Below are 26786 nucleotides of genomic sequence, written 5' to 3'. Positions count from 1 at the left end.
TGAGGATCAGAAAGCTTGTTTGAATCGATGTATTTCATCCGCAGATTATGCACGAATGCCAAGAAATCCGGAGTGCAAATATTAACCAAAAAGAAGATCGTTTTTTGATTTATGAAAGAGATCTATTCTATAAAAATATTAAGAGCAGGTATTTAATTTCAAAACCTGCTCTTAAATAAAAAATCAGTAATATCTAACTATCTATAAGATTCTAACCCAATTCATTTCTAATATTATTCACCATATGTAATAAGCGTGGTGCAATATCATTTTTGATTTTCTCTTCATTGAGGAGGAAACTTGGACCGCCGCAGTTAAACACCAGTAGACCATGCTGTTCATGGACAAAAGGAACTGCAACCGAATTGACATCCTTATGCCATTCACCGATTGAAAAGCAGAAACCATATTCCTGATAGTCTTTAAATGACTTCTCCAGATCTTTTTGGATCTGTGGCCATTCTTTAGCATGTTTACGGCGAATCGCATCAAGTAGAAAATCACGCTCATCTTCTGGCATTGCAGCCAGACAGGCACGCCCCATTGAACTTAAATGAATCGGCAAATGGGTACCTACCTGACGACGCATGGTGACATTGCCTTTGCCCTGCACCACATCCAGATAAATCATATTCAGACGGTCACGGGTTGCCATCGCAACAGCTGCCTCAGCATAGTCCGCCAGATTTTTCATTAATGGATGTGCAACTGAACGTAAGGATAAATTCGACAGCATCGAATAACCAAAAGACAGTACGCCGACTGAGAGCTGAAACTTGCTCGAATTAGGAACCTGCTTCAAATATCCTAAACGGGACAAGGTATGGGTTAAACGAGTAATCGTCGGTTTAGGTAAACCTGTCATTTGTGACAGTTCCTGATTGCCCAGATGCTGATGTTTTGGACTAAAGCAGCGCAGTAACTCCAGACCACGTGCTAAAGCTGTAATAAATTGACGGTCATTTTCATCCTGCATATCTTCGATCGGATGCAATAACTCATGGCGCAAAGGCGCAATTAATTTTTCTTCCGACTGATCGGTTTCAGGTACATCATCAGACATGTCTTCACCGTCCTTCAAATTCATAATAAGTGTTTCGCATTGCGAAATTATAAATAATTATCTTGTATATAGCAAAGAAGCAACTTTGATTAAGTTGCTTCTTTATTGGACTTATGGGTTTTCTTGTTTATTAACCAACAATACCTTGAGCTTTTAGGGCCTCCAGTTTTTCCTCATCCACGACACGTGAAAGAATTTCATTCGTATGCTCACCTAACATTGGTGGTGCTTTACGATATTCCACTGGTGTACGCGATAATTTAATTGGTGAGCCAATCACCGTTAATTTTTCTTTTAACGGATGGGGGATCTCAACCAGCATATTACGCGCTTGCACTTGTGGTTCCTGGAAAGCTTGTTCAAGGTTATTAATCAGGCCTACCGGAACTTTCACTGCATGAATTGCTTCTACCCAATGCTTCGCAGTATTGCTTAAGAAATGTTTGGCTAGCAGCTCTGTGATTTCTGCACGATGCTGAATACGCAGTGCATTGGTCACAAAACGTGGATCTTGTGGCAAATCAAGCAAACCAATTGCAGCGCTCAAGGCCACAAACTGTTTGTCATTACCACAGGCAATAATGAAGTCCTGATCGGCCGCACGGAACACTTGGTAAGGGACAATATTGGCATGTGCATTACCATAACGACCTGGAATTTTACCCGAAGCCAGGTAGTTCATCCCTTGGTTTGCGAGTAATGCAACTTGTACATCTAGCAATGCCATATCAATATGCTGACCGAGACCAGTCACATGACGATTTAGCAAGGCTGCCTGAATGGCAATGGTCGAGTACAAACCCGTGGTCAAGTCAGCAAAAGCCACACCGACTTTTTGTGGTCCGCCCCCCGGTAAGTCATCTTTCTCACCAGTGACAGACATTAAACCGCCCATCCCCTGGATAATGAAGTCATAACCTGGTTCAGGTGCACGAGGGCCAGTTTGACCAAAGCCAGTAATTGAGCAATACACCAGTTTCGGATTAATCGCGCTGAGGCTTTCATAATCCAGACCGTATTTTTTCAATGAACCCGCTTTGTAATTTTCAATCACCACATCTGAATCAGCAGCCAGTGCTTTGACCAGTTCCTGACCTTCAGGCGTTGAAATATCAATCGCAACTGACATTTTATTACGGTTGGCTGACTGGTAGTACGCCGCTTCACGTGTATTTTCACCATGGTCATTTTTCATCCAAGGTGGTCCCCACATACGGGTATCATCACCCGTTTTAGGACGTTCAACTTTAATCACTTCAGCGCCTAAATCCGCGAGGATTTGACCACACCAAGGACCTGCAAGTACGCGACTTAAATCCAGTACGCGAATACCCTCTAATGCACCCATGTGTTTTTCCTTTGTTTATACGCGTTCGATGACCAGTGCCAGACCTTGGCCCACACCGATACACAGACTAATCACAGCATATTTTTTGCCGCTGCGCTGCAATTCACGAGCGGTGCTGAGCACTAAACGAGCACCTGAAGCACCGAGTGGATGCCCAACTGCAATCGCACCACCATTCGGGTTCACACGAGCATCATCAAATGCCACACCCAGACCTTTTAAGCATGCTAAAACTTGTGATGCGAATGCTTCATTGATTTCAATGATATCCATGTCATCCAACGTCAAGTTGGCACGTTTTAATGCTAGTTTGATCGCATCAACCGGACCGGCGCCCATAATACGTGGTTCAATACCCGCAGCCGCTGAAGCGATGATTTTCGCCATTGGCTGGATGCCCAGTTTTTCCTGAGCGGCTTCAGAACCAATGATTAGCGCTGCTGCACCATCATTGACACCAGAAGCATTACCCGCAGTCACCACACCGCCTTCAAACAGTGGACGTAGTTTCTGTAGCGCTTCCAAGTTAGAAGATGGACGTGGATGTTCGTCTTGATCGACCAGTTTTGGGGGCAATTTACGGCCTTGAGGCACTTCAACACCCACGATCTCGTCAGCAAAGAAACCCGCCTGTTTAGCTGCTTCATATTTGGCTTGTGATGCTGCAGCAAACTGGTCTGCATCTTCACGGGTTACACCGTATTCTACTGCTACATTATCGCCAGTTTGCGGCATGGTGTCATTGCCGAACTGTTTTTCAATGGCAGGGTTCGGAAAACGTGCGCCGATGGTTGAATCGAATACTTTAAAATCACGGCTAAATGGTGTTTCAGATTTGGCAAAGACAAACGGTGCACGAGACATCGACTCGACACCACCTGCAAGGAAGATATCCCCTTCATTACAAGTAATTGCACGAGCAGCATCAATCACCGCAGCCAAGCCAGAAGCACATAGACGGTTCACAGTTTGTGCTGGCGTTTTCACATCCAGACCCGCTAATAACGTTGCATGACGTGCAATGTTACGACTGTCTTCACCCGCCTGATTGGTATTACCCAGAATTACATCATCAAAAATATCAGCAGCTAAATTATGCTTCTCTACCAGTGCCTTAATCACATGTGCAGCAAGATCATCTGGACGAACCTTTGCCAGGCTACCTGCATGACGACCAAATGGCGTACGTAATCCATCATAAATATATGCATTTAACATGAGTTTGATTCCTTAAACTGCTACAGTGTGAAGAAGAGAAAGTTTTAAACGGGCACGGCGTTGTACCCATGGACTTGGACGGTAACGCTGGTCACCGGTATTTGTCAGGATACGTTCTAGGATCAACAGGATACGTTCTGCGCCCAAAACATCACCCCATGAAATTGGTCCATGTGGGTAGCCCAGACCAAGTTTTACTGCTTTATCGATATCGGCTGCAGTTGCGATTTGTTGTTGGGCAATATCACAAGCCAGATTCACGACCATTGCCAATACGCGCTGTGCGACAAAGCCAATACTTTCAGCAATTACCGATACGCCATGACCATTTTTAGCAAACAATGCATGTGCCTGGTCGATATAGGCTTTTTGAGTTGCAATCGAAGGCATGATGGTACGGTGCTTGGCAAAATCAGTCAGCATATCGATGCTGATTGCACGAGTCGCATCGACATCAAAACGAAGCGCTGCAGTCGTGGTGTCTTCACCATAAGTGGCCAATAGAATCAGACTGTCAGCTGCCGGAGTTTCTGCACTGTCGATAACCAGACCTTGCTCACGGATATAGTCACGCAAGATACTGGCATCCTGTTCAAGATCTGCTTTGATCCAGACCGGGCTGAATTCAGTTACTTCAGGCGCAATCTGAGCCGGAGCTTCATTAGTCTTTTGACCATCCTGATACTTATAGAAACCTTCACCGACTTTACGACCGACTTTTTTACCAGCCAGCATTTGACGGGTTAAAGCGCTTGGACGGTAACGGTCTTCCTGATAATACTGGTTGAAAATCGATTCCATTACCGGATGAGAAACATCCAGTGCAGTCAAGTCAAATAATTCCAGTGGTCCCATACGGAAACCGGCACCTTCACGCAGAATACGGTCGATTTCAGAAACAGAAGCTACACCTTCACCCAGGATTTTTAGTGCTTCAGTACCATAAGCACGACCCGCGTGATTGACAATGAATCCTGGCGTGTCTTTGGTACGCACACCAAAGTGACCCATATGTTGTGCCAGTTCGAGTAGATCTGCAACGACCTGTTCATCTGTTGCTAGGCCAGCAATCACTTCGACAATTTTCATCAAGGGCACTGGATTAAAGAAGTGGAATCCCGCCATACGACCTTGATGCTCAAGATTGGAAGCAATCGCAGTCACTGAAAGCGATGAGGTATTGGTGGCCAGAATGGTCTCTGGTGAAACAATGGATTCCAGCTGTTTAAATAAACCTTGCTTGATGTCCAGATTTTCGATGATGGCTTCAACCACCAGATCAACACCAACCACTTCTTCAATGCTATTCAGGATTTTGAAACGTGCCAGAGTTGCATTCAGAACTTCTTCAGTAAATTTACCTTTGGCTTGCAGCTTTTCAAGCGTAGCTTTAAGTTTAGCCAAACCTGCTTCTGCCGCACCTGCTTTGGCATCGAATAAGCGCACTTCCAGACCTGCCTGGGCTGCGATTTGCGCGATACCCATGCCCATTACACCAGTACCAATGAGCGCCATAGATTGAATGGTCATGTCTTATTCTCCAGTGTATTGTGCAGGACGTTTTTCAAAGAACGCATTCACGCCTTCTTTCTGATCTTTGGTATCAAATAAAATCTGGAAAGCTTTACGTTCCAATGCCAAAGCACCTTGTAAAGATTGATCTTGGCCAAGATTGGTCACTTCTTTAATTTGCTGAACCGCGATTGGAGAGAAAGACGCAATCGTTTGAGCAATCTCAATCGCATGGGTAATGGTGTTTTCATCTTCCACGACTTCAGAAACCAAGCCCATACGCTCAGCCTCAGCAGCTTTCACCAATTTACCGGTCAATACCCAAAGCATGGTTTGATATTTACCAATCGCGCGCAGTAAACGTTGTGTCCCACCTGCACCTGGCATCAAGCCCAGTTTCACTTCAGGCTGACCAAATTTGGCACTTTCACCGGCAATGATGATGTCCGCATGCATGGCCAGTTCACAGCCACCACCGAGTGCATAGCCATTGACTGCTGCAATAATCGGTTTCGGACAATCAGTAATGCTTTGCCAATATTGTTCAGTATGGCGTAAATATATTTGGGCTGTAGTTGCAGTGGTGAAATCTTTAATGTCTGCACCCGCAGCAAATACTTTTTCACCGCCGGTCAAAACAATCGCTTTTACAGCATCTAATTTTGAAAGGTATTGAAATGCTTCAGAGAGTTGCTGACGTAATTCCAGGTTCAAGGCATTACGTGCTTCCGGGCGATGGATTTGAACAATCGCGACGCCATCTTCCTGTACAGTCAATTTTAAAATTTCAGTGCTTTCCATAATCTTCTCATTTCGCACAGCGGTATTTAATTAACAATATACATAAATTTCGTTCAAAGTAAACTATTCAAATATGAACAAAAAATATTTTATAACGCCTTAAAAAATAGCATTAATCACATTAAATCAATTATTTAAATCTAATTTTAAAGCAAAACATATATATCGCACAGCGAAATATACTTTCGTATATATTGATCCTTGTTTTAATTTTAATTAGTATCCGCATAAATTTAGCTTAGTGATGAGTTTTTATTCACATTGGACAAGATGTGGACAGAACGAAATCCTAGATACGGAGTTAGGACATGATTCGTGATCAGGAAACCTTAGACCAGTTGGTAGATATGATTCGCCAATTTGTAGAAGGCGTATTAATCCCAAATGAAGAAATTGTTGCAGAAACGGATGAAATTCCTGCAGAAATCGTGCAACAAATGAAAGAGTTGGGCTTATTTGGTTTAACCATTCCTGAAGAATATGACGGTCTTGGCCTGACCATGGAAGAAGAAGTCTATATCGCTTTTGAACTGGGCCGCACTTCCCCTGCTTTCCGCTCATTGATTGGTACGAATAACGGTATCGGCGCATCTGGCCTGATCATCGACGGTACTGAAGAGCAAAAACAGCACTTCCTGCCAAAACTGGCTAGCGGTGAAATCATTGGCTCGTTCTGTTTGACTGAACCGGATTCAGGTTCTGATGCAGCATCTTTGAAAACCACTGCTGTGAAAGATGGCGATGAGTACATCCTGAATGGTACCAAGCGCTTTATTACCAATGCCCCACATGCGGGTGTGTTCACGGTAATGGCTCGTACCAACCCAGAATTGAAAGGCGCTGCTGCCATTTCAGCGTTCATCGTTGATAGCAAATTACCAGGTATTTCACTGGGTAAACGTGACAAGAAAATGGGCCAAAAAGGCGCACATACCTGTGACGTGATCTTTGAAAACTGCCGTATCCCTGCATCAGCTTTGATTGGCGGTGTGGAAGGCGTTGGCTTTAAAACTGCGATGAAGGTTCTGGATAAAGGCCGTATCCACATTGCCGCACTAAGCGTGGGTGCTGCAACCCGTATGCTGGAAGATTCATTGCAATATGCCGTTGAACGTAAGCAGTTCGGTCAGGCGATTGCCAACTTCCAGTTGATCCAAGGCATGCTGGCAGATTCTAAAGCTGAAATTTATGCAGCGAAATGTATGGTGCTTGATGCAGCGCGTCGTCGTGATGCCGGCCAGAACGTAAGTACTGAAGCATCTTGCGCAAAAATGTTTGCAACAGAAATGTGTGGCCGTGTCGCTGACCGTGGTGTGCAAATCCATGGTGGCGCGGGCTACATCAGTGAATATGCAATTGAGCGCTTCTACCGCGATGTGCGTTTATTCCGTCTTTATGAAGGAACCACGCAGATCCAGCAAGTCATTATTGCTCGCAATATGATTCGCGAGGCGACTCAGTAACAAGTTTGGCCTGATCAACTCTCCTTGCGATCAGGCCTTTTTTATAGGTAATGGATGATGGCTATAACGAATACAATTTCAAAAATTGGCCCAAATACCTGGAAAATCGCATTTATCTTTGCATTCCTCGCCCTGCTGGTCGATGGTGCGGATTTAATGCTGCTTTCCTACAGCTTAAACAGTATTAAAGCTGAATTTGGCCTAACCTCTGTGGAAGCTGGGATGCTCGGAAGCTTTACCCTTGCAGGTATGGCAGTTGGAGGTATATTCGGAGGGTGGGCTTGTGATAAATTCGGTCGTGTACGTACCGTCGTTGTCTCAATCCTTTTATTTTCGGCATTGACTTGTGGTCTTGGTTTTACCCAAAGCTTTGCTCAATTTGGTGCATTACGTTTCTTCGCTTCTCTTGGCTTGGGTTCTTTGTATATTGCATCGAATACTTTAATGGCTGAGTACGTACCTACTAAATATCGTACTACCGTTTTAGGTACATTACAGGCTGGCTGGACAGTTGGCTATATCGTTGCGACCTTGCTTGCGGGCTGGTTAATTCCAGATCACGGCTGGCGCATGCTGTTCTATGTGGCTGCAATTCCAATCGTAATGGCGATCCTGATGCACATCATGGTTCCAGAACCAGCGGCATGGCAAGAAAACCGCTTCAAAAAAGTTGAAGTGACTGACAAACCTGCTGAGTCGACCTGGAAGCTGATTTTCCAGGATAAGAAAAACCGCAACATGTTTATCTTATGGGCTTTAACTGCTGGTTTCCTTCAGTTTGGTTATTATGGCGTAAACAACTGGATGCCGACATACCTGGAAAGTGAACTGGGTATGAAGTTCAAGGAAATGACTGCCTACATGGTCGGTACTTATACCGCGATGATTCTAGGTAAAATCCTTGCAGGCTTAATGGCAGATAAATTCGGACGTCGTTTTACTTATGCCTTCGGTGCGATTGGTACTGCGATCTTCCTACCACTGATCGTATTCTATAACTCACCAGACAATATCCTGTACTTATTGGTGATCTTCGGTTTCCTATACGGTATTCCATATGGTGTGAATGCGACTTATATGACTGAAAGCTTCCCAACCAACGTACGCGGCACAGCAATTGGTGGTGCATATAATGTCGGTCGTTTAGGTGCGGCAATTGCCCCAGCTACGATTGGTTATCTGGCAACAGGCGGTTCGATCGGTCTTGGCTTCTTAGTAATGGGTGCTGCATACTTTATCTGTGGTCTGCTTCCTGCCCTGTTCATCAAAGAAAAACTCTACGATCCTCAAAAATCTTAATCCGTTTTAGAAAAAGCCTCCTAGGAGGCTTTTTTCATAATCAATTCCCAACTTTCTATTTAAAAACTTTTTCACTGTGGTAAAATACCGCTAAGCGAAACAGGATTTCTTATTATGGAAGATATTTCTAGAGAATCGATGGAGTTTGACGTTGTGATCGTAGGTGCGGGTCCTGCCGGCCTGTCTGCTGCAATCAAGATCCGTCAACTTGCAATTGAAAACAATTTAAATGATCTGTCCGTTTGTGTCGTAGAAAAAGGCTCCGAAGTCGGTGCACATATTCTTTCAGGTGCTGTGCTTGAACCACGTGCCATGAACGAACTGTTCCCGAACTGGAAAGAAGAAGGTGCGCCTTTAAATGTGCCAGTGACAGAAGACAAAACTTTCTTCCTTCTTTCAGATGAAAAATCACAAGAAGCACCGCACTGGATAGTGCCTAAAACTATGCATAACGATGGTAACTACGTGATCTCACTGGGTAACGTGGTGCGCTGGTTAGGCCAGAAAGCCGAAGAGCTGGAAGTATCGATCTTCCCGGGCTTTGCTGCTTCTGAAATTCTGTATCATGAAGATGGTACGGTGAAAGGTATCCAAACCGGTGACATGGGGATTGGCAAAGATGGCGAACCGACGCATAACTTTGCACCAGGTTATGAGCTGCATGCTAAATACACCATTTTTGCTGAAGGCTGCCGTGGTCACTTAGGTAAACGCCTGATCCAGAAATTCAATCTGGACAAAGATGCTGATCCACAGCATTACGGTATCGGGATTAAAGAACTGTGGGAAATCGATCCAGCGAAACACAAACCAGGTCTGGTAATGCACGGTGCCGGCTGGCCTTTATCTGAAACTGGTTCTTCAGGCGGCTGGTGGTTATACCATGCTGAAAACAACCAGGTGACATTAGGTATGATCGTGGATCTTTCTTATGAAAATCCACACATGTATCCATTCATGGAAATGCAGCGCTGGAAAACCCATCCACTGATTAAACAGTATCTGGAAGGTGGTAAACGTATTTCTTATGGTGCGCGTGCGGTAACTAAAGGTGGTTTTAACTCCCTGCCGAAATTCACCTTCCCGGGTGGTTCTTTAATCGGTGATGATGCCGGCTTCCTGAACTTTGCCAAGATCAAAGGCTCACACACTGCCATGAAATCAGGCATGTTGTGTGGTGAAGCGGTATTTGAAGCGATTGCTGCCGGTGTAGAAAAAGGTGGTGACCTTGCCGTTGCACGTGTAACTGAAGGCGAAGACTTCTTCGTAAAAGAGCTAACTGCTTATACAGACAAGTTCAACAACAGCTGGTTAAAAGAAGAGCTGTACAGCGCGCGTAACTTTGGCCCGGCAATGCACAAGTTTGGTCAATGGATGGGTGGTGCATTCAACTTCATCGACCAGAACGTATTCAAAGTGCCATTCACCCTGCATGACCTGGTTCCTGACTTCAGCACGCTAAAAACGGTTGATGCAGTGAACTTCAAGCCGAACTATCCAAAACCGGATGGTAAGCTGACGTTTGACCGTCTGTCTTCTGTGTTTGTATCGAACACGGTGCATGAAGAAAACCAGCCGGCACATTTAAAACTGACCGATGCTTCGATTCCAGTAGATGTCAACTTGCCAAAATGGGATGAGCCTGCACAGCGCTACTGCCCGGCGGGTGTTTACGAAATCATGGAAAATGATGATGGTTCGAAACGCTTCCAGATCAACGCCGCGAACTGTGTACACTGCAAGACCTGTGACATCAAAGATCCATCTCAGAATATCACCTGGGTAACACCGGAAGGTGGCGGTGGTCCGAACTACCCGAATATGTAAGGTAATTCGTGTGAATAAGAAATCTTGTTCTTGTTCATATACCCATTTTTGAAGCAGTTATAACTAACACTTCACTTTAATTTTTTAGGTAATTCCAGTTCCCTAGGGAGCTGGGATTAAAAATAATCAAGAATAAAGAGATAAAAAAAACCGATTCACGACTTTTTCGTTGACTTGCTGTTTAGACCAGCTTATTGGCTGTGAAATACGGTGTCTCAGTAGAAAACCAAGACCTTATCTAGTTATTTTACCCATATACGTTGTCTTTTAATTAAAATTAATTGCCTGAATATACAAACACTTTAGTCGTATTCCTCTTTGGTTACCCCTATTCAAAATGCTATTGTACAAAAAGTTCCCAATTTCTCATTTTCTATTCACGATCTAGTTTCATGACTTATAAACTGAATGCCCGACATCTGGTACTAGACCTGCTCTATGCCTCACATAATTCTACTGTTAGCATCAAACAGATGTTATGTGCAGCAGATTTATTAGGAATCTCTGACAACAGCTTGCGGGTTGCGGTCGCACGACTCAATCAGGATCAGATCATTCAGTCAGTAGAACGCGGCATTTATCAATTAATTGAAAAAAAATTTGATACTTCTTTTATCAGCCTGAACAAACATCCCAATATGCAGACCGCTATGGCCTGGGATGGCAAATACATTCTGGTTTATACCGGTGCTTTGGGGCGGGTAGATCGTACGGCCTTATCTAAACGGGAAAAAGCCCTGCGTTATTATGGATTTCAGGAACTGGAACAAAACGTGTTTATCCGCCCGGACAATTTGCAACTTGGTTTGAACGAGCTTAAATCAGCAGCCGTCAAGTTTGGCCTAGATCAAGGCGCACGATTTTTTCAGGTTAGTGAGATCGATCAGCACACCCATGTATCAGCACTTTGGGATATTCATGGCCTGCATCAAACTTATTTGAATATCAGCCAGGAAATTGAACAATGGTTTGAAAACCATCAACAGTTATCCTTGGCTGAATCAGCTAAAACCGCCTTTTATCTGGCGAAATCTGCTGTATTTAGTCTGCGTGCAGATCCGCTATTGCCTGAAGAATGGCTAGATGCTCCAGCCCGACAAAAGTTTGAACTGGCTGTACGGCGTATGGAGGAACAAGGCCAGCAGTTATGGCAGCAATATTTTCAACAACAAGGTGTATAATTTATTTCCCACATACTCACAAAAATAAATTGACTGTAATATTTTAATTCAAATATAGTGATAAGAAATACAAGAATTAGATCAAGGCAGAATAATGAACAGTAAAGTGAGTGTCACAGAGCTATTTAGCCGTGAAGAAATTAGAGAGCTGACTACCCCATCCGATTTACAGGGTGCTTTGGCAGTGAGCTCAACTTGGGCTGTGATTGTTTTGACCTTTGGCACAGTCGCTTATTGCTGGGAATATTTACCAGTCTGGGGGAAAATATTGATATGTGCCTTGGCATTAGCCATTCTGGCAGGTCGTCAGCTGGCTATGGCCATTTTAATGCACGATGCCTCACACCACAGTCTGTTTAAAACCAAGTGGCTAAACACACACTTCACTGACTGGTTGTGCGCCCGTCCGATCTGGAATGAGGTCGGTAAATATCGTCCTTATCATTTGAAACATCATGCCCGCACCTCTCAACCTGATGATCCAGATTTAGGTTTGGTGAAAAACTTTCCAATTACTAAACAATCATTATTTAGAAAATTCTTTAGAGATTTAAATGGTCAATCCGGCCTAAAATTTCTGGCTGGCCGAGTCTTGATGGATTTAGAACTTCTGGAATGGAGTGTTTCCAATGATCCGAAACCAATTCCTCGTGGTAATCGCAGTAACTTGGAACTGGCAAAGAATCTGTTAAAAAATAGCTCGGGCATGCTGATTTCCAATGCTGCCCTATTTTCTGCACTTTGGGCCAGCGGTCATCCGAAACTTTATTTATTATGGCCGTTAGCTTATATCACCCCTTTCCCACTGTTTATCCGTATCCGGGCAATGGCTGAGCATGCTGGTCTGGAAACCAGCCATTCTGCACTGACTAATACCCGTACCACCCGTGCAGGCTGGCTAGCGCGGGCTTTCGTTGCACCGATTCATGTGAGTTATCATATTGAACATCATTTAATGGCCTCTGTTCCACATCAAAATCTGCCCAAAATGCATCAGATGTTGCGAGAGCGCGATTACGTGAAAGCGCCACCGAGTTATAAAGATGTAATTGTTTCATTATTAAAAGGCTAAAATAAAAGATCGAAGTTTAAAAATACATTAAGTGTGATGGCAAAATTTCTCATACTTAATGTTGATGGCTTTCCTTATGCTCATGATGCTCATGTAAATGGGCTGATTGCCGATGCTGTTCTGGCGGACAATCTTCTGCTTCAATTTGCAATGTCATCTCGGTAATGTGATGTTCATGGTGCAACATCTCAAACGCCTCCTGATGCAACTTTTTATAGTCAACGTCTGGCGCAACCAGATGCACCGTTAACATCACCTTCTTGGAAGTAATCGCCCAGACTTTTAGCTGATGAATATCTTCAACACCGTCTAGCGCCAGTAGGTCATGGCGCAGTTTTTCAATATCGATTTCATCGGGAACCCCTTCCAGCAGAATATTGATACTCTGTTTCAATAAAATCCATGTCCGTGGAATGACCCAGAATCCGATCATGACCGCAATCACGGTGTCGATCCACATCCAGCCACTGAAATAGATGATCACTGCGCCAATAATGACACCCACCGAACCTAGTGCATCACTCAGTACTTCCAGATAAGCTCCTTTAATATTCAAGCTTTCCTGACTGCTAGAAACCAGAATTTTCATGGAGATCAGGTTAATGGCCAGTCCAAGTATAGCGACAATCAACATGCCCAGACTTTCAATTTCAGGGGGATGACTCAAACGCTGGTAAGCTTCAAACAGGATATACATCGCTACCAGAAATAGCATAATCGCATTAAACAAAGCTGCCAGAATTTCAAAACGCTGGTAGCCAAAGGTACGTTTATCATCTGCGGGTTTTTGCCCGATCTTAATCGCAGCCAGTGCAATTGCCAATGCAGCAGCATCAGTAAACATATGCGCTGCATCAGAAAGCAAGGCCAGACTCTGAGTCATAAAACCGGCAATGACTTCTACAATTAAAAAGGCTGTCGTCAGGGCTAAGGCGATGGACAGTTTTTTGGCATTCTTCGCACTAACTTCTACATGACTATGATCATGATGATGTGACCCACCCACCTTATACTCCTTTTCATTTGAATCTGATTCTAAGTTTTAGCTACTTCTTATTGCCTATACTTTCTATACTATGCCTGCACTGCTGATATTTAAGCAATTTTTTGTATAGCTTAACTCTCTTTTAAAATATCCATGTTCATTCATTAAGCAAATTCAGCGCTTGAATTATTAAATTTACCTCTTTACCCGATATAGAATCAAAACTCAGTATGGGTCCGCAGTTTTTCATTTTCCAAAATCCAGGACTGCACTGAAGATCGCTGAAAATTACGCTGGATATAGGCCTGAATCTTTTCGGGAAGCTCAACATCATGACTAAGCAGACGATGCAGCATAAAGGCTAGATCAAAGTCTGCAATTGACCATTGTTCGGTGAGCCACAACTCTTCAACTAAAGTTTCTGTGATTGCCAGTAAGCGCTGAATATCCTGCATAGTTTCAGCCGATGCGATTAAAGGCCTTTTAGGTGGAACAAAGATCGAAGTTGAAGGCATATCCTGCCGGATAGAGGAAAAATCAGTTTTCATCAAAGCCTGAACGGCGCGACATTTTGCTCTGACTTTCATCTCTGCAGGATATAAAGCAGGATAATCCGGTGCCGGAAAAGCATCTTCCAGATATTCGGTAATCGCCCCAGATTCAAATAAATGAAAATCATCAATAATCAGGCAAGGGACTTTACCACTCGGACAAATTTTACGATAAGCCAAAGATTGCTGTTCCAGCAGATCCAGATCGATCATTTTTTCCTGAAAGTTGAGTCCTTTCTCTTTTAGAGCCACATAAACTGACATGGCATAAGGACTGATACGTTTTTTATCGACATATAAGCAGATATTGTGCATTTTTTATCCTGCCTCTTATGATTATCCACTGCTTTCTACTCTAACGCCTTTTTTATAGAAAAGGAAAATATCGCTGCATATTGATACAAAGCGGAGTTATAGTCTTACAGAGGATTGCCAATTTGAATGAATCACTTACCTGATGCTAACTCACCGGATTAAAAAGACTTCTAATTTTTTGCAGAATAACGTTAAATAAATATTTTCCATTTAGACCTGATTGCTATGCTGAACCTTGATCACTTCCCCGATACCGTATATGCCATTCAACATCTGGCTTTTGAAGACCTAGGCGCTTGGGAAGATGTGTTTTATCAGCTGGGGTTACGTGTTCGCTATTTTGAAGCCGGTATTGATGACCTGCGTAAAGCGTATGAATATAAAGGTCTGACAATTATTTTAGGGGGTCCAATTGGTGTTTATGAAACGGAGGACTACCCTTTCTTACAACAAGAAATAGACTTACTTAAAGTGCGTTTAGAAAAGAATTTACCCACTTTAGGTATTTGTCTGGGTGCTCAACTCATGGCTCATGCACTCGGTGCTAAAGTCTATGCAGGACATAGCAAAGAAATTGGCTGGTCTAAACTTAGTCTTCCAGCCACTGAGAATAATCCACTACAAGCCTTGGAAAATATTGAAGTGCTACATTGGCATGGCGATACTTTTGATCTGCCTAAACAGGCTGAATTATTAGCCAGTTCCAATCTCTATCCAAATCAGGCTTTCCGGATAGGATCAAATATTCTGGCTCTGCAATTTCATCCTGAAGTCGCTGGCGATAGCTTGGAAAAATGGCTAGTTGGTCATACCTCTGAATTACGTCAAGCTAAAATTAATATCCCAGTTCTTCGGGCAGCCAATCTTCAATTTGCACCTGTACTGGAAGGCACTTCTAAAGCTGTCCTAGAGCAATATCTGACTCAGTTAAAAATAGTATCTTGAGCAAAGGTACTGGATAAATATTTATGATTAAAAGTTTGCAAAATAGATTAATGGAATCATAGCTAAGATTTTTTAGTTTAGATAGATGCCGATTCTGTTTCATAATTCATCTATTGGCCCAAGAAAAAAGCACCTTTATAAAGGTGCTTTTTTATTTTTATGCAGAATGGAAATAAATCTTATTTCTTTGCAGGTTCTGCCGGAATGGTCGCTTCAGTGGTGATCTGAACAGTAATCTTGTCACTCACATGCGGAACATTCGCGCCTAAGCCGAATGCAGAACGGTCAAATGATGTTGTAGCATTAAAACCAATTGCCGGAACTTTTGCCATTGGATGTTCACCCTGTTTATTTAACACGGCATCCAATACCACTGGTTTGGACACGCCTTTAACGGTTAAATTACCGGTAATCTTGAAGTTCTTTTTGTCCTTGGTTTCTACCTTAGTACTTTTGAAGGTAATATTTGGATATTTGGCCGCATCAAAGAAATCTTCTTTCTTTAAATGGTCATCCAGTGCAGTCACGTTGGTATTTATACTAGAAACTGGAATGGTCACATCTACAGAAGATTTTGCTGGCTGTTCATTGTCGACCACAATTTTACCCTGAATATCAGAGAAATTGCCTGATGGCGTAGAAAAACCAAAATGGTTCCAGCTAAATACCGTCGCAGTATGACTCGGATCAATTGTATAAGTCACTGGTTTTGCAAAGCTGAAAGTTGCAACAGATGCGGCTACCAAGCCTAAAGTTAATGTTTTCAAATTCATGTTGTTATCTCTCGTCTGAATTAACTTCAGTTTATAGAATCTTGAACCGTTTACATCCCTAAAGATAAAACGTTTTGTTGCAACTATGAAACGATAAAATTGTAAATTCTCGTGTAAATCTAAGCATTTAAGACATACGATACTGGATAAATCCGGTTTTTTTGGCCACTTTATCATAGAGCAATCTGGCTTTATGGTTCGATTCATGGGTCAGCCAGTACACCCGATCACAATTACGCTGCTTTGCTACATCATAGATATGCTGAATCAGTACACGTGCTATGCCCTGCCCGCGATAATCCGGATGAACAAATAAATCCTGCAAATAGGCATAAGGACGCATGGTCCAGCTACTGTCATGCTCAACCACATGAACTAGCCCGACTACTTTTCCATCAATCAGTGCAGCAAAACCATACATATTGTCCTGTCCAGGACTAGTGAGCTTGGCCCAGGTATTTTCACTGATTTTTTCTGAAATTTGCGCCTCATAAAAGGTTTGATAGCCTTTCCATAAAAACAGCCATTCGGGCTGTGATATTTGCTCTAGAGATTTGATCTGGATCTGGGATGATATTTCCATATTGAGTAACTTCTTTGGTTTATGTCTTTCATTATCTTTAATTCAATTATTTACGATATAAGTCATTAAGCTTTTATGAGGACACAAACTTAGATTTATCTTATCTAATGTTCATAAGCAACTGCCAGATGAAAATCATCCGATATAAAAAAAGTCCCGCTCAGGGACTTTTAGTATTTTCTATTAAAGTTTTTCAACCAGAATACGATCCACCTGTTTCAAACCAGAATGCTTTTCATGGTTCTTGCGACGTACTTTAATGATTTTTTCTTCAGCCATTTCCTGAAGTAATAGCTCAACCGCAACCATTGCTTCAAGGGGTAGATCCTGCCCGATCCATTTCTGCTCGCCTGCATCCATTAAAGTAATTTCATCACTAATTTGTTCATACAAGCTCATGTTTATCTCACTCTTTCATTTCAATTATGGGAGAACACTTTTTAGCGGTTGCCACATGAAAACAAGGCTAGAAAGCGAAAAAACAAAAGACGCCCCAAAACTGGGGCGCCCTTAAAAAACGACTTAATCAGTTGATTAAGCAGTAATCTCTTTTACAGCTGTTACAACAGCTTCAGTTGTAATACCGAAGTGTTTAAACAGGTCTTTAGCAGGTGCAGATTCGCCATAAGTAGTCATACCGATCACACGACCATCCAGACCTACAAATTTCCACCAGTAATCCACATGTGCAGCTTCAACCGCTACACGCGCACGAATATTTGAAGGAAGAACCGCTTCACGATACGCAACATCCTGTTTCACAAACTCTTCAGCACATGGCATAGATACGACACGTACACCTTCAAGCTGTGCATAAGCTTCCATCGCAAGAGAAACTTCAGAACCAGTCGCAATGATAATCGCTTTCAATTCACCTTTTTCTTCAGCCAGAACATAACCACCTTTCGCTACATTCTCAATTTGTGCTTGAGTACGCGTTTGGAATGGCAGGTTTTGACGAGAGAAAATTAATGCTGTTGGACCTTCTGAACGCATCAAAGCAGATTTCCAGGAAATTGCTGCTTCAACAGTGTCACATGGACGCCATGTATTCAGGTTTGGTGTACCACGCAAAGATGCGATTTGTTCAATTGGCTGGTGTGTAGGACCATCTTCACCCAGACCGATTGAATCGTGAGTATATACATGGATCACACGTTGTTTCATCAGTGCAGACATACGTACTGCATTACGTGCATATTCCATAAACATCAGGAATGTTGCTACATAAGGAATGAAACCGCCATGCAGTGCAACACCGTTGGCAATCGCAGTCATACCAAATTCACGTACGCCGTAGTGAACATAGTTACCTGCTGGATTGTCCTGTACGCCTTGCGCGCCTTTCCAAAGTGTCAGGTTAGAACCTGCAAGGTCAGCAGAACCACCTAGTACTTCTGGTAGTGAAGGCACAAGAGCTTGTAACGTATTTTGGCTCGCTTTACGTGTAGCAATGGTTTCTTCTTTTGCATTTACTTCAGCGATATAAGCATCCGCTTTTGCAACAAAGTCAGCTGGAAGATCACCAGAAAGACGACGTTTTAATTCAGCTGCTTCAGTTGGATATTTTGCTGCATAAGCGGCAAAAGTTTCATTCCATGCTGCTTCAGCTTGTGAACCTTTATCTTTGGCATCCCAAGCTGCGTATACATCTTCAGGAATGACAAACGCTTCATCTGACCAACCCAAAGCTTCACGAGTCAATACGATTTCGTCATTACCTAAAGGAGCACCGTGACAGTCTTCTTTACCCTGTTTGTTTGGTGAACCTAAACCAATCACTGTTTTACACATGATGATGGTTGGTTTATTCACTTCAGCTTTTGCTTCAACAGTGGCTTGACGGATTGCATCAGCATCATGACCGTCAACTTTGATCACTTGCCAGCCATAAGACTTGAAGCGTTGTTCTGTATCGTCAGAGAACCAGCCTTCAACTTCACCGTCAATCGAAATACCGTTGTCATCATAGTAAGCAATCAGCTTACCCAGACCTAAAGTACCTGCCAAAGAACATGCTTCGTGAGAAACACCTTCCATCAAGCAGCCATCGCCCAGGAAGCAGTAAGTGTAGTGATCTACAACTTTGATATCTTCCTTGTTGAATTGCGCTGCTAAAGTTTTTTCAGCCAGTGCAAAACCAACAGCATTTGCGATACCTTGGCCTAATGGGCCAGTGGTTGTTTCAATACCCGGTGCATAGCCCAATTCTGGGTGACCTGGAGTTTTAGAATGAAGTTGACGGAATGCTTTAAGATCTTCAATTGAAAGATCATAGCCCGTTAAATGAAGAAGTGCGTATTGAAGCATAGAGCCATGGCCATTCGACAATACGAAACGGTCACGGTTAGCCCAATTCGGATTTGTTGGGTTATGGTTTAAGAATTCGCGCCAAACCACATCAGCGATATCTGCCATCCCCATTGGAGCACCTGGATGTCCTGAGTTTGCTTTTTGCACAGCATCCATTGCCAATACACGAATTGCGTTTGCAATACGACGTTCATTAAGCGGGGTTGTCATAAATCAGCGTCCAAATAAATTCAGAAGAAATAGGAAATGATGAAAAGACTTTCAAAACTGCCGTCTATTGTCTTAAAAAAACAGCGAGGGGTAAAGACTAGCCTACAATATTTATCAATTTATTGATCTTGTATTTACCTATCGGATAAATATTCTGCACTTTTAAGGTGCATTGATTGACTAGAGTTTAAGTTAGATTCTAATAAGATGATAAATCTGGAATTATTCTTAACTATTTTTTATAAATTAAACTTTCACAATATGTTGAATTCCTTTTCAGGAGACATCCATATAAGGATCAAAACAGAAGATCCAGATTTAAATAAGTGATCTTTTCCAGGCTATAAAAATGTATATGTGAATATCTATTGTCTGCCCAAGATCCTCAGACATAAAAGATAAAGATTAAAGTTAAATCAGGCTAATCGATACCAAGAAAATCATTGTCCTCGGCAATCTTTAGGTAAATAACGCTGACTGATATCGCTCGAAGAACAACTGCCGCTATAGACATCAAAAGCAATGGATTTCCCACGAATAGCCGTATCTACCCCATCCTGCCGTAGCTTAAATTCTATCCGACAAGCGGCATTGATCACGACTTTTTCAATATATTGGGTTCCGCTGCCAATTTGACGGCCCGCATCACAATGTCCATCAGAGGCAATAAATTGAGTTCGATAGCTACCTGCCTGCTCAAAAACCTCCGCTAGTTGGCTTCGCACTACATAACTGTGATAACTCATGCCTGCTACTGTCGCCAGAATGGCAATAATTGTGAGTACAATCATGACTTCAATCAAGGTAAACGCCTTTTGATACATGCTTTTCCATCTCCGTACAGCCTTTTAAACAAGTCCATACCAAAAGATTTCGCCACTTCCTGACAGGCGGTTTCTGAAGACTTGAAACTACTATGCAGAATCGGACTATTTGCAGCAAGGCTGTCTGTCGTACGATCAATACCCCCTTCTTAATTTATTAATAGAATGATCACTTTCCTTGATATTTTAGGCACTTTAATTTTTATATTTTTCTTAGTATTTAGTTATGCAAATTTGTTTAGAAATATCACTGCTTAATAAGCGTCCTTTATCAATTCACAGACTATTTATTAAGTTTATTAAATGAATCCGCCCTGCTGTTTAATTAGGCATATCAGTTTTTTTAATTCCAATAATCAAATAAAAGCACAATAATTTGAAACAATTTCGTGCAATTTTGTCGAGTTACGCTAGTCCTAGAGCACAAGTCGATGTAACATATCGGGTCTTTAAATTTAACTGTGATAGGACTATGCGCGAGTACGCTGTATTTACTTCGGAATCTGTAAGCGAAGGCCATCCAGATAAAATGGCTGACCAAATCAGTGATGCTATCTTGGATGCAATCTTAAAAGAAGACCCATATGCACGGGTTGCTTGTGAAACGCTTGTAAAAACAGGTGCGGTTGTACTTGCCGGTGAAATCACAACAACTGCGAACATCGATTTTGAAGCGGTTGTCCGCCATACCGTTAACAGTATTGGTTATCATCATTCTGACCTAGGTTTTGATGGTTCGACTTGTGCGATCATCAACATGATCGGTAAGCAGTCTCCTGAAATTGCTCAGGGTGTAGACCGTCAGAAACCTGAAGATCAAGGTGCCGGCGACCAGGGCTTGATGTTTGGTTATGCCAGCCGTGAAACTGATGTACTCATGCCTGCGCCAATTTCTTATGCGCACCGCTTAATGGAAAAACAGGCTGAATTACGCCGTAACGGTACATTGCCTTGGTTACGTCCAGATGCAAAAAGCCAGGTGACTTTCGCTTATGAAAATGGCGTGCCTGTTCGCCTAGATGCTGTTGTGCTTTCGACTCAACACGATCCTGAAATTTCACAAGCTCATTTAAAAGAAGCTGTGATTGAAGAAATTGTGAAGAAAATCATTCCTGCCGACATGTTCCATGCAGATACCAAATTCCACATCAACCCGACCGGGATGTTTGTGATCGGTGGCCCTGTAGGTGACTGTGGTCTGACTGGCCGTAAAATCATTGTAGATACTTACGGCGGTATGGCACGTCACGGTGGTGGTGCATTCTCTGGTAAAGATCCATCAAAAGTTGACCGTTCTGCTGCTTATGCAGGCCGTTATGTTGCGAAAAACATTGTCGCTGCGGGTCTTGCAGACAAATGTGAAATTCAGGTGTCTTATGCGATTGGTGTTGCTGAACCAACTTCAATTTCAATCAATACTTTCAATACAGGCAAAGTGTCTGATGAATTGATCGTTCAATTGGTTCGTGAGCATTTTGACCTGCGTCCATACGGTATTACCCGTATGTTGAACCTGATCCAGCCAATGTATAAACAGACTGCGGCTTATGGTCACTTTGGTCGTGAAGGTTCAGATACTGCATTTACTTGGGAAAAAACTGACAAAGTCGAAGCACTTAAAGCATCTGCTGGTCTATAAGTTTTCAAGTTTTAAAAGCTCGCTTTATGCGGGCTTTTTTTATGGCTTCTACTTTTAGCCTGATAAAAATTGATGATGAAATAGTTGTGTTTTGTTACATCTAAAACTATATCTTAAAGTGAATAACCTCACTCTTTATAAGTAGTGAGAAGCAATCTACATAAGGTTTGTAAGAAAATACATTCAAATAATCAGACGATTTATATTTGGCGAAAATTGTATAAGCCTTTATAAAAATTACATTTAGTGAACAAATTCTGATCTAATTATTAGCATAAATTCAAATAAATACTCGCTAGACTGTTTTCGACCTTACAACTACAAAGGATATGACACGATGAATAAATTACTTGTTGCTTTGGGTTTAGTTGCTACCGTAACACTGGTGGGTTGTAATAAAGAGAAACAGCCTGAAACTGGCGCGACTACAGGTGAGCATTTAGAAAATGCTGCTACTCAAGCCGGCCATGATATGGAAGATGCCACTCATGAGGCTTCTCAAGAAACTGACCAAGCCATGGATAATGCGGCAGCAAATGCTTCCCGTGCCGCTGATGAAGCTGCAGCTGCGACTTCTCGAGCAGCCGATGCCACTGCTGAAGCCGCTAAAAATGCGACTGCTGCAACTGCGGGTGCTATTGAAGAAGGTGCAGGTAAAGTACGCGAGAAAGCTGAAAATTAATTTTTAAAGCTTTCAATCTTTAAAAGCCTGCTTTGCAGGCTTTTAAACTTTTTATACATTTCACTATTGGGCAAATGATTCTTGTGATTAAACTGATATCTTTTGAAATAATGATGACCTTATATCATTTAAAGTCATAATTATTATCAGTTATCAGGATGTTTAATTGACTCTTAGAAGCCCTAGATCAGCCCATTTTAGTGAGAAATTGCGTAATATACGCGACTTTATTTTTAAAGCTTGATCTCCCATGTCTGTTATTGCTGCGTCTTCCCAGCGATCGAATCTCTCGGTCTGGGTGGCTTTTATTTTACTTGTATTAGGAACCGTCGGTGCCTATCACATCGTAGGTCTAAACCAGGCTCTATTATTTCTGGTGGGTGGTGCACTGGGCATGACCTTGTATCATGCCTCGTTTGGTTTTACCTCCAGCTGGCGCGTCTTTATTAAAGAACGTCGTGGTCGTGGCTTACGTGCCCAAATGATCATGCTGGGTCTTGCTGTATTGCTATTTTTCCCTGCTTTAGGCGCAGGTGAACTGTTTGGTAATCCAGTTCAAGGCTTTGTCAGTCCGGTTTCACTTTCTGTCGTAATTGGTGCATTTATATTCGGGATTGGGATGCAGCTCGGTGGCGGTTGTGCATCAGGCACACTTTATACCGTTGGTGGTGGTAGTGCCCGTATGCTGGTAACTCTGTTCTTCTTCTGTGCCGGCTCACTGATTGCGACTTCGCATATTGACTGGTGGTTTAACCTGCCTCATTTCGCACCTATCTCCATTGTAGAAAGTTTTGGTGTCATTCCTGCACTTATTTTGAGTTTCATTATTTTTGCTGTCATTGCGGCTGCAACTGTATTTTTTGAAAAGAAACGTCATGGCAACCTGGAAATTGAAGCTCGAAGCCAGCATCAGGGCTGGAAACGTTTTTTGCGTGGTCCGTGGCCATTAATCTGGGGCGGAATCATTTTAACCCTGCTTAACTTTGCTACTTTGGCGCTGGCTGGTCGTCCATGGGGGGTTACTTCTGCCCTTGCTGTCTGGGCGGCGAAATCTGCAAGTTTTGTTGGAATTGATGTAGCCTCTTGGGCGTATTGGCAGCAACCAGCAAATGCCAAAGCCTTATCTGAATCGCTCTGGTTCGATATTACGTCTATGATGAACTTTGGCATCATGCTTGGTGCATTATTGGCCGCCAGTCTGGCAGGTAAATTTGCTCCAAACTTCAATATTCCAAAACGTTCATTGGTTGCTGCAGTTATTGGCGGTTTGATGCTTGGCTACGGCGCTCGTCTGGCTTATGGCTGTAATATCGGTGCCTATTTTAGTGGTATTGCTTCAGGCAGCGTACATGGCTGGTTATGGCTGGTCTTCGCATTCCTTGGAAATGGGCTTGGGGTAAAACTTCGTCCAATTTTCTTCCCCGGTGAGAAACCTCAACCAGAAAAATTAACTGGTTGCTAAATAAAAAAGCCCATCTTTGCGATGGGCTTTTTTTTAGCTTACTACTTATAACGCAGCTTTTAGATTACAACCATAATTCATGGTTTGTTGAACCTGACGATAAGCCGTATAACGGTCCAGAATAAAAGTATAGAACTGATCGCTAGATGCAAAATTGGATTTCAGGTCTTCATTCTCGGCTTTAGGCAATTGAATTTCGTCGACCAGATTCAGATTATAATGCCCCAAGCGATACATCTCAGCAAAATAACCATTCATCATGTCACAATAGGCCACTTTACTGGATTTTAGCGCAGTCCGGCTGACAGGATGCTGATTCAAGGTTTGCAGGTTATTCACATCCAAAGGCAGCTGATGAGAAAAGGCAATACTTTCTACTTTTTTAAATTGCTGAAAGTCTTGTGCCAACTTACTGTTTAGATCATCAAAACGTTGCTGTAATTCCTGTGCACTTTTAACCTGATATTTACCTGGATCTACTGCTACTTTCTGTTGCTCTGCTGAACATGCGGCCAATCCAGTTACCATAGCTAATGATGCCAGCCATACCTTCATATCTATACACTCGATCTAAATATTAGCTGTCATTATGCCTTAAACCTGGGCGAAGATTTTATTTAAAGTACTTTCTCATTCATATAACGCCAATAACGTTTAGGTACATATTGGATATGCAGTTTCATATTTTGTCGTGCCTGAATATTCACGCTTTTAAAATAATCTTTCCAAAGCTGATCATAGAGTACTTCTTCATCATCCAGTTCAATACTAAAAGACTGACTATGTCCAATCCGGATTTGTGGATCAACCATTTCTGCATTCATCTCTATCTGGTGCACATCATTTAAATCGTAATAGATGCCGTACTGGCGCTGCTCATCATAAATTAGCCAACGCTGGTCTTGGTAACGTTCCTTAAAATGTCGGGAAATAATCGGCAGTACATTAAAATCCGGTTTGACCAGACTGAGAAACAATCCATCTTTGGCCTTTTTGAAGCGGACAAAAGCTTCCATACGATGCTTTTCACGCCCGACCTGTTTCATCCATTGTGACATTCCGATGACTGCATGATGGCCATAATCTTTATCAACCGGCCGCTGATTTTGGAATACATAGACCGCAAAATCGAACAGGTTCTGAAATGCCTGTTCTTTTTCAGAAAGAAAAGCATAATAAAAGGCTTTTAAACTACTGGATGATATTTTCTGTTTTAAGCCTTGCCAGACCCGCTGCCCATGACTTTCATTCGAGGCCACATGAATAAAATCATCGAATAGGCCATTTTGGGCCTGCGGATTAGCCGTCACTTTGACATCAAACTCTTTAAATTCAAAAGCCCGAAATACACAGCTTAATAAACCGGTCATGGTGCCATCAAAACAGTAGTGTGCCATCAGAAACCAAATCCCAGTTGAGGTGACAGTTGCTGCTGATATTTGGACTGACCCGCTTGTAAAATCTGCTGGCGAATCTGCTGGGATTGCTGCTCCTTTTTAAATTTCGGTGTATCTGCACAGCGAATAAAATGCTGCGCCCGGTTATACGCCACGCCCATCCGTTTTAGTTGATCGATATGAATCTGACCAAAACGGCGTGCCTGTACAATCTTTTTGGCAGAACGTACTCCAATGCCAGGCACGCGTAATATTATCTTGTAGTCGGCTCGGTTAATATCAACCGGGAAGGCCTCCGGATGGCGTAAAGCCCAGCTCAGTTTTGGATCAATATCCAGATCCAGATTTGGATGCTGGTCATCCACAATTTCATCTGCTTCAAAACCATAAAAGCGCATCAGCCAGTCAGACTGATATAGACGATTTTCTCTTAATAAGGGTGGCGCTGAGCCGATTGCAGGTAAGGCTTTTTCTTCGGGATTAATCGGAATATAGCCAGAAAAATACACGCGTTTCAGCTTAAATTCCTTGTAGTGCCGATCAGCCATCAAAATAATATCTTTGTCCGTTTCACTATGCGCACCGACCACCATTTGCGTGGTCTGTCCTGCGGGAACAAATTTGGGAACGGATTTGATGATCTTACGTTCATCTTTCAACTGGATTAAGCGATCCCGTACAATTCCCAGATCTTTTTGCACTTCTGTATGGGTTTTCTCTGGAGCAAACTTTTGCAAGCCTGCTTCGGTTGGCATTTCCAGGTTGATACTCATCCGGTCGACATATAAACCCGCTTCAGTAATGATCTCCTGCGATGCTCCGGGAATGGTTTTGAGATGAATATAACCATTAAAATTTTCTTCAAGACGCAGCTTTTTCACCACCTGCAACATCCGCTCCATGGTGTAATCTGCTGATTTAAAAATTCCCGAACTTAAAAACAGCCCTTCAATATAATTACGGCGATAAAAATTCATGGTCAGATCGACCACTTCCTGCACGGTAAATGCAGCACGTTTTACGTCATTGGAACGACGAGAGACACAATAGGCACAGTCAAAAATGCAGACATTGGAAAACAGTATTTTCAGTAATGAGACACAGCGACCATCTTCGGTATAGCTATGACAGATCCCGTTTCCGGTATTACCCAGGCCTTTGTCTTTATTTTTACGGTTACTGCCACTCGATGAACAGGAAACATCATATTTGGCAGCATCAGCTAAAATTTGTAGTTTTTCTCGGATACGATCAGACATGATTTCAGCAAGTTGTTGGCTAAAAACCTATTATAAATTTTCCCTGTTCTGCACTATAGCTTTG

24 protein-coding genes are annotated in these 26786 nt (G+C 42.6%); 9 read left to right on the top strand and 15 right to left on the bottom strand.

From position 1 onward, the window contains the following. Positions 1-211: 211 nt before the first annotated feature. From FTV25_RS12305 to FTV25_RS12285, 5 genes are all read right to left on the bottom strand, one after another. A complete protein-coding gene (locus FTV25_RS12305) occupies positions 212-1063 on the bottom strand; it encodes an IclR family transcriptional regulator (protein WP_004786244.1) in 852 nt (283 codons plus the stop codon). Positions 1064-1193: 130 nt separating this feature from the next. Continuing rightward, positions 1194-2411: a CaiB/BaiF CoA-transferase family protein gene (locus FTV25_RS12300; RefSeq protein WP_180003904.1), complete on the bottom strand. Its 1218-nt coding sequence runs from the start codon at positions 2409-2411 to the stop codon at positions 1194-1196. 15 nt (positions 2412-2426) lie between these two features. Then, complete coding sequence (locus tag FTV25_RS12295; RefSeq protein WP_180003906.1) at positions 2427-3629, bottom strand: 3-oxoadipyl-CoA thiolase; 1203 nt, start codon at positions 3627-3629, stop codon at positions 2427-2429. Positions 3630-3641: 12 nt separating this feature from the next. Further along, the gene (locus tag FTV25_RS12290) at positions 3642-5159 is read right to left on the bottom strand and encodes a 3-hydroxyacyl-CoA dehydrogenase (protein ID WP_180003908.1); all 1518 of its coding nucleotides are present in this window, start codon (positions 5157-5159) and stop codon (positions 3642-3644) included. Positions 5160-5162: 3 nt separating this feature from the next. Beyond that, positions 5163-5942 carry an enoyl-CoA hydratase gene (locus tag FTV25_RS12285; RefSeq protein WP_180003910.1) on the bottom strand — a complete coding sequence of 260 codons (780 nt, stop codon included), beginning with the start codon at positions 5940-5942 and terminating at the stop codon, positions 5163-5165. 308 nt (positions 5943-6250) lie between these two features. On the opposite strand from FTV25_RS12285, the gene FTV25_RS12280 reads away from it, so the two are divergent. The 5 genes from FTV25_RS12280 to FTV25_RS12260 all read left to right on the top strand — a co-directional run bounded on the left by FTV25_RS12280 (position 6251) and on the right by FTV25_RS12260 (position 12784). Further along, entirely contained in the window at positions 6251-7405 is a 1155-nt protein-coding gene (locus tag FTV25_RS12280; protein ID WP_166135179.1) for an acyl-CoA dehydrogenase family protein, read from the top strand. A gap of 57 nt (positions 7406-7462) precedes the next feature. Next, a complete protein-coding gene (locus tag FTV25_RS12275; RefSeq protein WP_004786258.1) occupies positions 7463-8704 on the top strand; it encodes an MFS transporter in 1242 nt (413 codons plus the stop codon). 114 nt (positions 8705-8818) lie between these two features. Further along, positions 8819-10531 carry an electron transfer flavoprotein-ubiquinone oxidoreductase gene (locus FTV25_RS12270; RefSeq protein ID WP_180003912.1) on the top strand — a complete coding sequence of 571 codons (1713 nt, stop codon included), beginning with the start codon at positions 8819-8821 and terminating at the stop codon, positions 10529-10531. A 392-nt stretch (positions 10532-10923) separates the two neighbouring features. Further along, positions 10924-11712: a PaaX family transcriptional regulator C-terminal domain-containing protein gene (locus FTV25_RS12265; RefSeq protein WP_180003915.1), complete on the top strand. Its 789-nt coding sequence runs from the start codon at positions 10924-10926 to the stop codon at positions 11710-11712. A 94-nt stretch (positions 11713-11806) separates the two neighbouring features. Beyond that, positions 11807-12784: a fatty acid desaturase family protein gene (locus FTV25_RS12260; RefSeq protein WP_180003917.1), complete on the top strand. Its 978-nt coding sequence runs from the start codon at positions 11807-11809 to the stop codon at positions 12782-12784. A gap of 55 nt (positions 12785-12839) precedes the next feature. Here FTV25_RS12260 and FTV25_RS12255 read toward each other — a convergent pair whose 3' ends face one another. Together FTV25_RS12255 and yfcF are read right to left on the bottom strand one after the other, a co-directional pair. Then, positions 12840-13790, bottom strand: a complete 951-nt coding sequence (locus FTV25_RS12255) for a cation diffusion facilitator family transporter (RefSeq protein ID WP_180003919.1) — start codon at positions 13788-13790, stop codon at positions 12840-12842. 197 nt (positions 13791-13987) lie between these two features. Then, positions 13988-14635: a glutathione transferase gene (gene yfcF, locus FTV25_RS12250; RefSeq protein WP_180003921.1), complete on the bottom strand. Its 648-nt coding sequence runs from the start codon at positions 14633-14635 to the stop codon at positions 13988-13990. A gap of 225 nt (positions 14636-14860) precedes the next feature. On the opposite strand from yfcF, the gene FTV25_RS12245 reads away from it, so the two are divergent. Then, positions 14861-15580, top strand: coding sequence for a glutamine amidotransferase (locus FTV25_RS12245; RefSeq protein WP_179993380.1), 720 nt, complete (start codon positions 14861-14863; stop codon positions 15578-15580). A gap of 179 nt (positions 15581-15759) precedes the next feature. On the opposite strand, the gene FTV25_RS12240 is transcribed toward FTV25_RS12245, so the two are convergent. The 5 genes from FTV25_RS12240 to FTV25_RS12220 all read right to left on the bottom strand — a co-directional run bounded on the left by FTV25_RS12240 (position 15760) and on the right by FTV25_RS12220 (position 20283). Next, complete coding sequence (locus tag FTV25_RS12240) at positions 15760-16353, bottom strand: YceI family protein (RefSeq protein ID WP_180003923.1); 594 nt, start codon at positions 16351-16353, stop codon at positions 15760-15762. A 127-nt stretch (positions 16354-16480) separates the two neighbouring features. Further along, on the bottom strand, positions 16481-16936 hold the full coding sequence (locus FTV25_RS12235) for a GNAT family N-acetyltransferase (protein ID WP_179993378.1): 456 nt from the start codon (positions 16934-16936) through the stop codon (positions 16481-16483). 183 nt (positions 16937-17119) lie between these two features. Next, entirely contained in the window at positions 17120-17335 is a 216-nt protein-coding gene (locus FTV25_RS12230; protein ID WP_004786275.1) for a hypothetical protein, read from the bottom strand. A 135-nt stretch (positions 17336-17470) separates the two neighbouring features. Further along, positions 17471-19459 (bottom strand): transketolase, encoded by a 1989-nt coding sequence (gene tkt, locus FTV25_RS12225; protein WP_166135154.1) that lies wholly within the window; start codon positions 19457-19459, stop codon positions 17471-17473. A 440-nt stretch (positions 19460-19899) separates the two neighbouring features. Further along, entirely contained in the window at positions 19900-20283 is a 384-nt protein-coding gene (locus FTV25_RS12220) for a prepilin-type N-terminal cleavage/methylation domain-containing protein (RefSeq protein ID WP_180003925.1), read from the bottom strand. Positions 20284-20755: 472 nt separating this feature from the next. Here FTV25_RS12220 and metK point away from each other — a divergent pair, with 472 nt between their 5' ends. The 3 genes from metK (at position 20756) to FTV25_RS12205 (ending at position 24066) form a co-directional block, all read left to right on the top strand. Continuing rightward, positions 20756-21922, top strand: coding sequence for a methionine adenosyltransferase (gene metK, locus FTV25_RS12215; protein WP_004786281.1), 1167 nt, complete (start codon positions 20756-20758; stop codon positions 21920-21922). Positions 21923-22259: 337 nt separating this feature from the next. Then, a complete protein-coding gene (locus FTV25_RS12210; protein ID WP_180003928.1) occupies positions 22260-22604 on the top strand; it encodes a hypothetical protein in 345 nt (114 codons plus the stop codon). 250 nt (positions 22605-22854) lie between these two features. Further along, positions 22855-24066: a YeeE/YedE family protein gene (locus FTV25_RS12205; protein ID WP_180003929.1), complete on the top strand. Its 1212-nt coding sequence runs from the start codon at positions 22855-22857 to the stop codon at positions 24064-24066. A gap of 45 nt (positions 24067-24111) precedes the next feature. Here the strand turns inward: FTV25_RS12205 and FTV25_RS12200 are convergent, their stop codons facing one another. The 3 genes from FTV25_RS12200 to FTV25_RS12190 all read right to left on the bottom strand — a co-directional run bounded on the left by FTV25_RS12200 (position 24112) and on the right by FTV25_RS12190 (position 26722). Next, a complete protein-coding gene (locus FTV25_RS12200) occupies positions 24112-24621 on the bottom strand; it encodes a hypothetical protein (protein ID WP_180003931.1) in 510 nt (169 codons plus the stop codon). 62 nt (positions 24622-24683) lie between these two features. Beyond that, positions 24684-25463 carry a TIGR03915 family putative DNA repair protein gene (locus FTV25_RS12195; RefSeq protein WP_125279323.1) on the bottom strand — a complete coding sequence of 260 codons (780 nt, stop codon included), beginning with the start codon at positions 25461-25463 and terminating at the stop codon, positions 24684-24686. Then, the gene (locus tag FTV25_RS12190) at positions 25463-26722 is read right to left on the bottom strand and encodes a putative DNA modification/repair radical SAM protein (RefSeq protein ID WP_159123756.1); all 1260 of its coding nucleotides are present in this window, start codon (positions 26720-26722) and stop codon (positions 25463-25465) included. The genes FTV25_RS12195 and FTV25_RS12190 overlap by 1 nt, the downstream gene beginning before the upstream one ends. Positions 26723-26786 lie beyond the last annotated feature (64 nt).

Origin of the sequence: Acinetobacter sp. YH12249 (genome assembly GCF_013417475.1) — a bacterium.
In the GTDB taxonomy this organism is placed as follows: domain Bacteria; phylum Pseudomonadota; class Gammaproteobacteria; order Pseudomonadales; family Moraxellaceae; genus Acinetobacter.
This window is presented reverse-complemented; position numbering and strand designations above follow the sequence as displayed.